Origin of the sequence: Bradyrhizobium sp. NBAIM18, from assembly GCF_020193825.1 — a bacterium.
Lineage (GTDB): Bacteria > Pseudomonadota > Alphaproteobacteria > Rhizobiales > Xanthobacteraceae > Bradyrhizobium > Bradyrhizobium yuanmingense.
Map to the genome: position 1 here is coordinate 1 of NZ_JADYVO010000018.1, position 12,356 is coordinate 12,356.

A 12,356-nucleotide genomic window follows, 5' to 3' on the forward strand; every position below is an offset into this window, starting at 1 on the left:
CGCCAGCACCACCTGCACCGCCTGCTCCTCCCGCCCCGCCTAGTTGAGCCATTGCCTGCCTCCTTATGAAAACAAGTCGGTATGAGGTTAGTCAGCCTGTCGTCGGTAGTCCTGCCACTTCGAGGCAGCGAGCCCAGTGCCTGCCTGTTTCGAGATCCGCATTGGGGAGGCGCCCGATGTATCGATCTAGGGTCAAATGCGGCTCGAGCTCGCGCATCTTGCCCAAGGCTTCGCGGGCCTCCGCGACCCGTCCTTGCGAAACGAGTGCGATAGCGAGGACCCGCCACGTAGACGGATGCATGCGATTGAGAATGAGAGATGAGCGCGCGAGCTCTTCCGCCTCGTCGTATCGATGCGCCGATAGAAGCGCCGTGGCGCCCAGGGACTCGAAATAATACCGCTGCGGATCGAGCGGGGAGAGTTTCAGAGCGCGCCGCGTTGCGTCCACGGCTGCCTCGCCGTCGCCTTTGAAGGCGTCGACGGTGCCCCGGTAGAGCCAGCCCAACGCGTGGCTGGGGTTGGCATCGACGGCCTGCTCGCACCGCTTTCGGGCAGCGTCCAGGTCCTTCAACATGTGACAATAGACGAAGCCTTCGGTCGCAAGCGCAAGCGCGTCGGACGGGTCACGGTCGAGCGCCGCGCGAGTGGCGCTCAAGGCCTCGGCGGCCTCGCGTTTGCGGTCCTCGGACCAGCCGCGCGTCATGCGCAGGATGTACCAGTTGGCGAGCCAGGCGCGCGGGGCAGCTATTCGGCCGTGGCGATTGATCAGTTCCTCCAGCACCGTCCGGGTCTGGAGAAACTCCTCCCTGCTCGACCGGTGCATCAGGCGGATGCTGCCAAGCAGCAGCGAGTAGCTTTCTAGCGTCGGTAACGGCTGGGTCAGGATATGCTCGACCTCGGCATCGAAGACCGACAGATGCACTGCAGCGGCGATGCGGTGAGCCAGTTCGCTCTCCGGCTGCAGCAGATCGCCGATATTGCCGCTCAGGCGGTCGGTCCAGACGACTTGATTGGTTCGCGCCGCGGACAGCTCCGCCGTCACCAGAATCCGGTCCGCATCGACCACATAGCTGCCGCTGAGAATGTAGGTGGCACCGAGATGCGCCGATACTTCCGCCACATCGCTGACCCTGCCGCGAAATATGTTGGTCGACAGACGCGAGATCACCTTGAGGTTCGCCGATCTGGAGAGGCACCAGATCACGCTGTCCGCGATCAGGTTACCAACGTCGAGATGCTCCTCCGCGTCCTTGCGCGCGTCGAAGGGGATGACGGCGATCGTCGGCTCCATGGGAGTTCCATAGTCTCGCCGAGCTGCGAGGCTTGGGTGTGGACTGGCCGGACCAACGCGGTAGGCGCGAACCGGCTTGTCAAAGTGCTTGAGGATACAGTCGCCCAAATCTTCGCACAGCGCATCCACTCCGTGCGTCAGCTCGTCGCGCGCCGCAGCGCTGCCAATCGTCTCCCCCGGACTGGCCAGGCTGGCAAGAGCTGTCGCCAGTTGCTCATGCGCGGCCTCGCTGGCGATGGTTTCACCGGGACCGGCAAGAGTTGCGAGCCGGGCTGCGAGGTTGATGCCGGTGCCATAGATGTCAGTGCCGTCACTCCAGGCGGTGGAGGAGTTGATCCCCGCACGAAGCTGGAAGTGTTGATCTTCAGGCCGCCCGGTGTTCTGAACGGCGATACTCCGGTGCATTTCGGCGGCGGCATTGACGGCATCACGCACGGATTCGAAGCGGGCCATGAGCCCGTCTCCGAGGCTCTTCACGAGGCCGCCGCGATAACGCGGCAGAATTTGGCCGGTGGCAAGTTGGACGAAGTCGGTCCATCGACGCACCGCGGACGCCTCATGCTCCCGCATCAGACGCACGGACTCGACGAGGTCGACCAAGAGGACCACGGTGTCCTGCTGCACGAGGCCCATTGCTCGTCTCTCCGAAGCCCGGCCTCCGCTGACCGGGCTCTCAGGTGAATGGCCCTTAAGGCCGGTACTGCTTCACTACCTTGATGTTGACCGGACCTTGCCCGGCAGTTGCGAACTCAGCGCACGCACGTCCTCATCGAGCGCACGTCAATCCATACTGCGCAGCTGGCCGCTCGGTTATGAACCAGATCACGATTTGCGAAACGCCCGGGTGGGTCGCAATCGCGACAACTCAAAATGAAAACGCAAACTTCTTCTCGTCATGCGCGAAGTCACGTTCACTCACCGCTAATGCGGGCAGGTCTCGACCTCGACCGTGACGTGGCTGAGGCCCTTCAGCCCGGCGAGCCGCCGCTTGTAGACGGCCGGCTGCTTCGGCTTGTCCGACACCACCGAGAGCAGCACGGCACAATGGCCGGGGCCGACCTGCCAGAGATGCAGGTCGGTGACGCGATCCTCACCGACCTCCATGCGGGCGCGGATCACCCGCTCCAGCTTCTCGTCGGCGCGCACGTCGAGCAGCACCGCACCCGATGATTTGATCAGGCCGAATGCCCAGCTCGCGATCACGGCGCTGCCGATCAGACCCACCGCCGGGTCGGCCCAGACCCAGCCGGAATACATGGCAAGGCCGAGCGCTGCGATCGCCAGCACCGAGGTTGCGGCATCGGTCATGACATGGACATAGGCCGCGCGGAGGTTGTTGTCGTGCTGATGGTGGTGATGATCGCGCTCGTGGTCATGCTCGGCGTGGTCATCATGCGCATGGCCATGGCCGTGGTGATGATCGTGGCTGTCGCGCAGCAGCCACACGCTGGCGAGATTGACGCCCAAGCCGAGAGCAGCCACGGCCATGGCCTCGCCGTAGACGATCGGCACCGGATTGACCAAGCGCAGCACGCTCTCATAGGCGATCTCGACCGCGATCAGGCCGAGGATGATCGCGCTGGCGAAGGCGGCAAGATCGCCGAACTTGCCGGTGCCGAAGGTGAAATGCGCATTCCCCAGATGCCGCCGCGCGAAGCGATAGGCGAAGGCGGCAATGCCGAGCGCCGCCGCATGGGTGCCCATGTGCCAGCCGTCGGCGAGCAGCGCCATCGAACCGAACAGCGAGCCGGCGACGATCTCGCCGACCATCATGACCAGCGTCAGCACGACCACGAACCAGGTGCGGCGCTCGTTGTCGTCGTGCTTCTCGCCCAGGAAGGCGTGGTCATGGGTCCATTGTTCGATGGAATGGGAATGCATCGAATTCTCCAGAAGATTCAGCTCTGTTGGCCTCCAATATAGACGGCAGGCACCAATTTTCTAAGGACCAATCGTCCCGCGGATTGACAGTGCTTCTTAGTTTCGCTGTAATCTGCGCCATGGGGATTTGAGCGATCTCCCCACGAGGCGACAGGCCCAAGCATCGCGTCCCGTTTGGTTCTCGAGGACGCATCATGTCTACATTCACGACCATCTCATCCGACAAAATGGCACGGCTGATCGGCACGGCGAATGCGCCTGTTCTGATCGATGTGCGCACCGAGCAGGATTTCGCCGCCGACCGGCGGCTGATTCCCGGCTCCATCAAGCTCGGCCACGACAACGTGGCGGACTGGGGCGGCGCCTTCGCCGGCCGCCGCGCCGTAGTCTCCTGCCTCCGCGGCGAGAAGCTCGCGCAAGGCACCGCGGCCTGGTTACGCCAGCTCGGCGCGCAGGCCGAAACGCTGGAGGGCGGCTTCGAGGGCTGGAAGGCGGCCAAGCTGCCGCTGGTCGACGCCCGCAAGCTGCCGCCGCGCGATGCCAAGGGGCGCACCGTCTGGGTGACGCGGGCGCGGCCGAAGGTCGACCGCATCGCCTGCCCGTGGCTGATCCGCCGCTTCGTCGATCCGGGCGCAGTGTTCCTCTATGTCGCGCCGTCCGAGGTGGTCGCCGTCGGCGAGCGGTTCGGCGCAGCGCCCTTCGACATCGAGAACGTGTTCTGGAGCCACCGCGGCGAGCTCTGCACCTTCGACGTGATGATCGAGGAGTTCGGCATCGCGACCGCGCCCCTGCTGCGTCTCGCGACGCTGGTGCGGGGCGCCGACACCGCGCGACCCGACCTCGCGCAGGAGGCGCCCGGCCTGCTCGCGGCCTCGCTCGGGCTGTCGCGCATGTATGACGACGACCTCGAGCAGCTCGAGGCCGGCATGCTGCTCTATGATGCCTTCTACCGCTGGTGCCGCGACGCCACCACCGAGACTCACAACTGGCCGACCAACAAGGTGAAGGCGTAATGGACGTTCGCGCCGATCAAGCGGGAGCTGGTGCCGGTCACGGCATCAGCTTCAAGGAAGCTTTTCGCGTCTGGCTCCGTGTCGCCTGCCTGAGCTTTGGCGGCCCCGCGGGCCAGATCGCGGTGATGCACCGCATCCTGGTCGAGGAGAAGAAGTGGATCTCCGAAGGCCGTTTCCTGCACGCACTGAACTATTGCATGCTGCTGCCGGGACCTGAGGCGCAGCAGCTCGCGACCTATGTCGGCTGGCTGATGCATCGCACCGCCGGCGGGCTGATGGCGGGCGGGCTGTTCATCCTGCCCGGCATCATCGCCATCATGGGCCTCAGCTACATCTATGCCGCCTTCGGCAATGTCAGCTTCGTCGAGGCGCTGTTCTTCGGGCTCAAGGCGGCCGTGCTCGCCATCGTCGTCGAGGCGGTAGTGCGCGTCGGCAAGCGCGCGCTGAAGAACCGCATCATGATCGCGCTCGCGGCCGCGGCCTTCGTCGCCATCTTCTTCTTCGCGGTCCCCTTCCCGATCATCATCATCGCCGCCGGCCTCATCGGTTATGCCGGCGCCCGAAGCGGCCGTCCGGAATTCGCGCCGGCCGGTCACGCCCATGGCGGCGGCGCCGCGATCGACAGCATGCTCGGCGAGGCCGTGCCCGATCACGTCCGGCCCAACACGGCGCGCGCGATCCGCGTCGGTGCACTGTGGCTGGCGCTTTGGCTGGTGCCGGTGATCGCACTGCTGATGGCCCTGGGTCAGGCCAATGTGTTCAGCCAGATCGCGCTGTTCTTCTCGAAGATGGCGCTGGTTACGTTCGGCGGCGCCTATGCGGTGCTGGCCTATGTCGCCCAGCAGGCGGTCGAGCATTATCATTGGCTCAAGCCGCATGAGATGCTCGACGGTCTCGGCATGGCCGAGACCACGCCGGGCCCGCTGATCATGGTGCTGCAATTCGTGGGCTTCATGGCGGCCTATCGCGACCCTAGCGGCCTGTCGCCGATGCTCGCGGCCACGCTCGGCGGCCTGCTCGCGACCTGGGTTACCTTCATGCCCTGCTTCCTCTGGATTTTCGTCGGCGCGCCCTACATCGAGCGCCTGCGCGGCAACGCGGGCCTCGCCGGCGCGCTCAGCGCGATCACCGCCGCCGTGGTCGGCGTGATCCTCAACCTGTCGATTTGGTTCGCGCTGCACATCCTGTTCCGCGAGACCGTGCCGGTGCATGCGTTTCCGCTGAACTTCGACATGCCGGTGCTGAGGAGCGTCGACGTGCCGGCGCTGGTGCTGGCGATCGCGGCGGCCACCGCGATCTTCCGGTTCAAGCTCGGCATGCTGACGGTGCTGGCGGGCAGCTGCGCGGCGGGCGTGGCGTTGCGGATGGCCGGGATGATCTGATGCCAGGGACGTGACTAATCATGAGTCCAGGATGAGTTGGAACGCCGCGGCCGAACGCCACCTAGGCAGGGGGCGTTTGGAGAAACAGCGATGCGTTTCCTTCTGGTTTTCAGTTTTCTGATCACCTTGGTCGGCGTTGCCGACGCCGCACAGGCGCGTCATCCACACCGGCGGCACGCGATTGTCCATTCCGGTCAGGGTATGATCCTGTCCGGTCCAGCTTCGGGCTTCGCCTACGCGCCGCCGCCGGAAACCTCAGCTTATCCTGGCGCCACTGAACCTTATTTCGGCGCTTCTCAAGGTTATGCGCCCGGCGAAAAGGAGCGGTTTCTTCGCAGCTTGTTCAGTCCATAGACCCGTTCCACCTTGGGCCGGCTCGCTGATGCCGCGGGAAAGCTGCTGAGTCGAACCCTGCAGCCTTCCCTTATTCACGTCGTAAGCGCCGACGTTTGTTAGCGTCGGGTTGGATCGTTTGTGCCGCCCGGACGGATGGTCTGAGGACCGCCCTGGCCGGAACCTGCGCCACTGCCGCCGCCGGCGCCTACGCTGGACCCCGTCGAACTGCCGGTACCTGCATCGCCCGCTCCTGTTCCACCCGCCGCGCCGCTCGTTCCGCCGCTGGTTCCTCCGGCCCCGGCGCTAGCGCCCGCACCCGCGCCGCCCGCTCCACCTGCGCCTGCCCCGCCTCCGGCACCTCCGCCCGCCTGCGCATGGGCGAACCCGATCGACGCGCCAGCAAGCAACGCACACATGGCCACTGAGAAGATTGTCTTTCGCATTGTTCAAACTCCGATTGACGATGACATGCCAATCGAAGCCGCGCGCAAACGTTCCTGATGATATTCGTCGGAGGCTTTCAACATTGGTAGGAACGATGTCGCGCAACGTTGAATTGAATCTGGTCCCGCCACTCGCCCATCTTCCGCGACGCGCGCGTGACTCAACACAATGCGCCTTGAATCCCGGCTGCCGGCTACCGCATCATCATCCGCGAGATCGCTTCCCCGATCACCACCGTCGTGAAATGCGTGTTGGCGCGGCAATCGGACGGCATGATCGAGGCGTCGGCTACACGCAGGCCGCCGATCCCTTTCACGGTGCCGTCGGGGTTGACCACGCCATCCGGGTCGTCCAAGCCGCTCATACGGCAGCTGCCGGCGGCATGCTGGATGTCGCCCGTCTCGCGGCGCAGCACCGCTTCGAGCTCGTGATCGGGCAGGCTGGCGGCCTGCGGCAGCGTCAGATCCGTGTCAGCGAGCCTGATCCAGTCGGCGATGCCTGACAGCGCCGGCTGCGATGTGATGACCGCGAGGCGTTTCACCGCATCGATCATGCGCAGCATGTCGCGCGGATCGGCCAGCATGTTCTCCTCGACGACCGGATCGATTGCAGGATCGGTCGAGGCCAGCTTGAGCGTCCCGCGCGAATAGGCGTTGAACAGCCCTGCACCGATCGCTCCGGGGTTCCCGATGCCGCGATGATTGAAGGCGATCAGGATCATGTCGCGCTTGCCGCCATTGGCGAGGCCCGAGGAATAGGTCACGCAGCAATTGGTGTGGCGCGTATCGGGATCAGTAGGGCGAAGCTCCTCCCGGAGCTGTATGGTGGCGCGAAACAGCGGGTGATCGAAGAAATGGCGGCCGACCGGCAGATCGCGCTCGACCGCGATCCCCATCGCCTTCAACTCCTCAGCCGGCCCGATGCCCGAGCGCAGCAGGATCGCCGGACTGTGGATGGCGCCGGCGCACAGCACGATCTGACGTGCGCTGATCTCGTCGGTGCCCTGCCCCTGGATATGGACGCGGACACCCGTTGCCCGTCCGTCGCTGATCAGCACACGATCGACCAGCGCATGCCCGCGGATCTCCAGATTGGCGCGCCCGCGCGCGGGCTCGAGATAGCCCTCGTTGGTGGTGATGCGGCGCAAGTCGCGGCTGTTGATGGGGTAGCACGCAACGCCCTCGCCGTCCGGACCATTGACGTCGGCGCACCAGGGATAGCCGCTCGCAAGTGCCGCATCGCGCAAGCCGCGGTCGATCGGACCCCACTTTTGCAAAGGCGCGCGGTAGACCGGCAGTGGCCCGCCGCGGCCGTGGTCCTCGACATCGCCGAATTCCAGATCGTCCTCGATCACCGAAAACAGCGGCATCACCTCTTTCGCCGACCAGCCGGTGCAGCCATTGGCCGCCCATTCGTCGAACGCATCGGCAACGCCGCGGATCGCGATCTGGCCGTTCATCATCGACGAGCCGCCGAGCCCCTTGCCGCGCCAGTAGAAGCGCGGCTCCTGCCCAGCGACGCGGCGCGTCAGAAGATCGGGCCATTGCCATTTCTCCTGGTACTCGCGCTTGTGGATGATCGGGATCGGATTCGGCGTCCGCACCTCCCAGGGCGCCTCGTCGGCGCGCCAGTCGAGCCCCGCCTCGAGCAGCAGGACGCGCCGTGCGGGATCTTCGGAGAGCCTTGCGGCCACGGCGGCGCCGGCGGAGCCGCCGCCGACAACAATGACATCGTACATCGCGCTACTTCTCAACGTTCCAGAACACCGGGATGGCGGACGGTATCAGACCGCGCAAAGTCGCGCGATGGGCGGCCGGCTGCGCGAACTGGCCCCACGGGATTCCGGGCGCCTGATCGTACATGACGGCCTGGATCTCGCCCGCGATCTTCTTCCGGTCCGCCTCGGCCGGCGCCTTGGCGAAGGCTTCCATCAGAGGGGTGATACGCGCATCGCATTGCCAGCCGGTGAAGTCGGCACAGTTGAAGGCAACCATGACATTGGTCAGCGGCGAGCCGAGGTCGAAGCCGCCGGCGTGGACGCCATAGACGCTCCAGCCCTCCTTCTTGGCGCGGCGCGCCAGCACGCTCGCCCAGTCCATCACCTGCAGATCGACATTGAAGCCGGCCGCCTTCAGCCGCTCGGCGAGCACCTGCGCCGAAACGCGCGGGGCTTCGAGATCGTTGGCCTGCATCACGATGACGGACTCGCCGGCATATTTGGTCGCCTTCAGTGCAGCCTTCGCCGCTTCGATCGAGGGCTTGGCCGCCGCTTCCGTGCCGGCCTTGCTCTCGTATGTGGTGCCGCAGGTGAAGTAGGTCGCGCAAGGCGTGGCGTATTTGGCGTCGAGCCCGAGCGCATCCAGCACTTCGCGCTGGTCGACCAGCTTCCACAGCACGCGGCGGATTTCCGGATCATCGAACGGCTTCGAGGCCGCGTTGAGACGGTAGGCGCCGGCGAACATGTTGCCGCCGGTGAAGTTGACGAGCTTGACGCGCGTGTTCTTCTCCAGCTGCGGCAGCAGATCGAACGGCGCGTACTGCATGAAATCGATTTCGCCGGCCTGCAGCGCAGAGGCGGCAGTCGCACCATCGGGAATGACGCGGACCTCGAGCGTGTCGACGTTGACGCGCTTGCCGCCGGCCAGGAAGTCCGCGGGCTCGGGACGCGGCACATAGTCGCCGAACTTCTTCAGGATCATGCGGTCGCCGGTGCGGTGGTCGGCCTTGCTGTAGACGAACGGGCCGGAGCCGACGATCTCGGTGATGCGCTGGTCGCCGGGCGTCTTCGCGATGCGCTCGGGCATCATGAAAGCGACCGGGCTGACGGGATTGCCGAGCGCGTCGATGACGAGCCCGGACGGCTCCTTCAGCGTCAGCACGAAGGTTTTCGCATCGACCGGCTCGAGCGAAGCCGTGATCGCAAAAATGCGGCGGCCGAGCGCGCTGCGGGTGCCCCAGCGGCGCAGCGAGGCCACGCAATCGGCTGATGTGACCGGCTGGCCGTCGTGCCATTTCAGGCCGTCGCGCAGCGTGAATGTATAGGTCAAGCCATCGGGCGAGACCTTCCAGTCCTGCACCATTTGCGGCTTGATGTCGCCCTTGGCATCCTTCGCAAACAGCGTGTCGAACACCATGTAGCCGAACGTGCGCGAAATATAGGCCGTGGAGAAATGCGGGTCGAGCGTGACAATCTCCGCCTCGAGCACCGCGACGAGATTGCCCGCCGCATGCGCGGGCGCCGCCACAAGCGCAAGGCCGAACAGCGCGGGAATGAAAGTCTTCAGTTTGAGCATTGGGGTGTTTTTGCCTTTTGACCAGCCGTTTGCGTTCAGCAGGAAAAAGCAATGTTCGTGCCCACACGTATGCGCTCATAGCTAGCTGCCACGCGTTTGCAGGATGCACATACTTAAAGTGGAGAGCGAGGCTGTCGCAGCTCGTCATTGCGAGCGCAGCGAAGCAATCCAGAGTCTTTCCGCGGTGGGATTCTGGATTGCTTCGCTGCGCTCGCAATGACGGTGGAGCAGAGAGCACAACACGCGCTGTCGCCGCCCGGCTTGACCGGGCGACCCAGTATTCCAGAGACAGCTGATGGATACGGAGAAGCCGCGGCGTACTGGATGCCCCGCCCCCGTGCGCAATTGCGCACCAGGCGGGGCATGACAGCGTCGTTGTGGCGACAGTTGGGGCCTGTGCCCTACCCGATCGCCCGGCCGAACTTGTTCGACTTCGGGAAACCCTTCGGCGGCAGGCGGCCGGCGTCGGCGCGGGTGCCCTGCCACTCCGCCAGCTCCTTCATGGTCGCGGAGAATTCGCGTCCTGCGGAATCCTTCCAGGTCAGGCCCGCCTTGGCGTCGAATACCGCAACGTCGGACAGGCCGCCGTCCTTGTATTTCTGCAGGCGCACGCCGCGGCCGCGGGCCATTTCCGGCACCTGGTCGAGCGGGAAGACCAGCATCTTGCGGTTCTCGCCGATGACGGCGACGGTGTCGCCCGTCACCTCGGTGATCGCGCGGGCCTCGTTCGGCATGTCCACGTTGAGGACCTGCTTGCCCTTCTTGGTGGTGCCAACGCAATCGTCCTCGTTGACCACAAAACCCTGGCCCTCGTGGCTGGCGACCAGGAATTTGCGGCCGCCCTTGTTGACGAACAGCGCGACGGGCGCGGCCTCCTGCTCGAGGTCGATGAACAATCGGATCGGCTCGCCATGGCCGCGGCCGCCCGGCAGCTTGGCGACGTCGAGCGAGTAGAACTTGCCGTTGGTGGCGAACAGCAGCAGCTTCGAGGTCGTCTCGGCGAAGAAGGCGAAGCCGAGCTTGTCGTCCTGCTTGAAGGCGAGGCCGGAGAGATCCTCGACATGCCCCTTCATGGTGCGGATCCAGCCCTTGTCGGAGACGACAACCGTCACCGGCTCGCGCTCGACGAAGGCCTCCTCGATCGCGGCGAGGTCGTGCTCGGGCGCATCCGCGAAGGTGGTGCGACGCTTGCCGAGCGGTGTCTTCGGTCCGAACATGTCGCGGACCTTGCCGACCTGCTCGCCGACCTTCTTCCACTGCTCGGCTTCGGAGGCGAGCACCGCATTGATGCCCTTGAGCTCGGCGCGGAGGTTCTTGTCCTCGGTGCGGATCTCCATCTCCTCGAGCTTGCGCAAGGAGCGCAGGCGCATGTTGAGGATGGCTTCCGCCTGCACCTCGGTGAGCTTGAACGCCCTCATCAGCTCAGGCTTCGGCTCGTCCTCGGTGCGGATGATCCTGATCACCTTGTCGATGTTCAGGTATGCGATCAGGAAGCCGCCGAGCACTTCCAGCCGGTGCTCGATCTGCGCCTTGCGGTAGTTGCTGCGGCGGATCAGCACGTCGCGCAGATGGTCGAGCCATTCGCGCAAGCACTCCGCGAGCCCCACGACCTTGGGGATGCGCCCCTTGATCAGGACGTTGAGGTTCAGCGGAATCTTGTTTTCGAGCTCGGTGAGGCGGAACAGCGATTCCATCATCAGCGCCGGATCGACGTTCTTCGACTTCGGCTCGATCACGATGCGGACGTCTTCGGCCGACTCGTCCCTGATGTCGCCGACCAGCGGCAGCTTCTTCTGGTCCAGCAGCTCGGCGACTTTCTCGATCAGACGCGACTTCTGCACCAGGAACGGAATCTCTGTGACGACGACGGCCCAGGTGCCGCGCGCACCCTCCTCCTGCGTCCACCGCGCCCGGACGCGAAACGAGCCGCGGCCGGTGGTGTAGGCTTCCGCAATCGCCTGCTTGGAATCGACGATGATGCCGCCGGTCGGGAAATCCGGACCCTTGACCCACTTCAAGAGCGCCTTCGACTTTGCGTCGGGCTTCTCGATCAGGTGCAGCGCGGCATCGCACAGCTCGGCGGCGTTGTGCGGCGGGATCGAGGTCGCCATGCCGACCGCGATGCCCTGCGCGCCGTTGGCGAGCAGGTTCGGGAAGCCGCCCGGCAGCACGATGGGCTCTTTCGACTGGCCGTCGTAATTGGCGCGGAATTCGACCCCGTCCTCGTCGATGCCCTCGAGCAGAAGCCGCGCGACGTCCGTCATGCGCGCTTCGGTGTAGCGGTAGGCGGCCGGGTTATCGCCGTCGATATTGCCGAAATTGCCTTGGCCGTCGACCAGCGGATATCGTGAAGAGAAATCCTGCGCGAGGCGAACCATGGCGTCGTAGATCGCCTGGTCGCCGTGCGGATGGAACGAACCCATCACGTCGCCGACGATCTTGGCCGATTTCTTGAAGGCCGTGCCGGGGTCGAGCCTGAGCAGGCGCATGCCGTAGAGGATGCGCCGGTGCACCGGCTTCAGGCCGTCGCGCGCGTCCGGCAGCGCACGGTGCATGATGGTGGAGAGGGCATAAGCGAGATAGCGCTCTTCCAGCGCCTCACGCAGCGGCACCTCGTGGATTTCAGCCGGTTCTTCCGGCGGAACGATTCGTTTTCCCATGCCGCCCGGTTAAACCGTGGAAGCGAATCGGGCAAGGATCGAATGGTTCCCTGTGG

General features: G+C 65.1%; 8 protein-coding genes. 3 read left to right on the forward strand and 5 right to left on the reverse strand.

The genetic code is table 11. From position 1 onward, the window contains the following. Positions 1-91: 91 nt before the first annotated feature. Both I6F17_RS28755 and dmeF read right to left on the reverse strand, forming a co-directional pair. Positions 92-1,924 carry a tetratricopeptide repeat protein gene (locus I6F17_RS28755; RefSeq protein ID WP_036014989.1) on the reverse strand — a complete coding sequence of 611 codons (1,833 nt, stop codon included), beginning with the start codon at positions 1,922-1,924 and terminating at the stop codon, positions 92-94. A 288-nt stretch (positions 1,925-2,212) separates the two neighbouring features. Then, on the reverse strand, positions 2,213-3,172 hold the full coding sequence (dmeF, locus tag I6F17_RS28760) for a CDF family Co(II)/Ni(II) efflux transporter DmeF (protein ID WP_225113875.1): 960 nt from the start codon (positions 3,170-3,172) through the stop codon (positions 2,213-2,215). 194 nt (positions 3,173-3,366) lie between these two features. On the opposite strand from dmeF, the gene I6F17_RS28765 reads away from it, so the two are divergent. From I6F17_RS28765 to I6F17_RS28775, 3 genes are all read left to right on the forward strand, one after another. Beyond that, a complete protein-coding gene (locus I6F17_RS28765; RefSeq protein ID WP_225113874.1) occupies positions 3,367-4,185 on the forward strand; it encodes a chromate resistance protein ChrB domain-containing protein in 819 nt (272 codons plus the stop codon). Beyond that, positions 4,185-5,567: a chromate efflux transporter gene (chrA, locus tag I6F17_RS28770; RefSeq protein WP_225132038.1), complete on the forward strand. Its 1,383-nt coding sequence runs from the start codon at positions 4,185-4,187 to the stop codon at positions 5,565-5,567. Before I6F17_RS28765 ends, chrA begins: the two co-directional genes overlap by 1 nt. Positions 5,568-5,657: 90 nt before the next feature. Next, positions 5,658-5,921 (forward strand): hypothetical protein, encoded by a 264-nt coding sequence (locus tag I6F17_RS28775; RefSeq protein WP_225132037.1) that lies wholly within the window; start codon positions 5,658-5,660, stop codon positions 5,919-5,921. A gap of 619 nt (positions 5,922-6,540) precedes the next feature. Here the strand turns inward: I6F17_RS28775 and I6F17_RS28780 are convergent. The 3 genes from I6F17_RS28780 to parC all read right to left on the reverse strand — a co-directional run bounded on the left by I6F17_RS28780 (position 6,541) and on the right by parC (position 12,300). Further along, positions 6,541-8,085, reverse strand: a complete 1,545-nt coding sequence (locus I6F17_RS28780; protein ID WP_225132036.1) for a GMC family oxidoreductase N-terminal domain-containing protein — start codon at positions 8,083-8,085, stop codon at positions 6,541-6,543. Between the two features lie 4 nt (positions 8,086-8,089). After that, positions 8,090-9,640: an ABC transporter substrate-binding protein gene (locus I6F17_RS28785; protein ID WP_225132035.1), complete on the reverse strand. Its 1,551-nt coding sequence runs from the start codon at positions 9,638-9,640 to the stop codon at positions 8,090-8,092. Positions 9,641-10,041: 401 nt separating this feature from the next. Then, positions 10,042-12,300, reverse strand: coding sequence for a DNA topoisomerase IV subunit A (gene parC / locus I6F17_RS28790; RefSeq protein ID WP_225132034.1), 2,259 nt, complete (start codon positions 12,298-12,300; stop codon positions 10,042-10,044). Positions 12,301-12,356: the final 56 nt, after the last annotated feature.

What these genes read in the sequence shown, in the direction of transcription:
- I6F17_RS28755 (WP_036014989.1), bottom strand. Translation starts at nt 1,924, where the DNA reads ATGGGCCTCGTGCAGCAGGACACCGTGGTCCTCTTGGTCGACCTCGTC.
- dmeF (WP_225113875.1), bottom strand. Translation starts at nt 3,172, where the DNA reads ATGCATTCCCATTCCATCGAACAATGGACCCATGACCACGCCTTCCTG.
- I6F17_RS28765 (WP_225113874.1), top strand. Translation starts at nt 3,367, where the DNA reads ATGTCTACATTCACGACCATCTCATCCGACAAAATGGCACGGCTGATC.
- chrA (WP_225132038.1), top strand. Translation starts at nt 4,185, where the DNA reads ATGGACGTTCGCGCCGATCAAGCGGGAGCTGGTGCCGGTCACGGCATC.
- I6F17_RS28775 (WP_225132037.1), top strand. Translation starts at nt 5,658, where the DNA reads ATGCGTTTCCTTCTGGTTTTCAGTTTTCTGATCACCTTGGTCGGCGTT.
- I6F17_RS28780 (WP_225132036.1), bottom strand. Translation starts at nt 8,085, where the DNA reads ATGTACGATGTCATTGTTGTCGGCGGCGGCTCCGCCGGCGCCGCCGTG.
- I6F17_RS28785 (WP_225132035.1), bottom strand. Translation starts at nt 9,640, where the DNA reads ATGCTCAAACTGAAGACTTTCATTCCCGCGCTGTTCGGCCTTGCGCTT.
- parC (WP_225132034.1), bottom strand. Translation starts at nt 12,300, where the DNA reads ATGGGAAAACGAATCGTTCCGCCGGAAGAACCGGCTGAAATCCACGAG.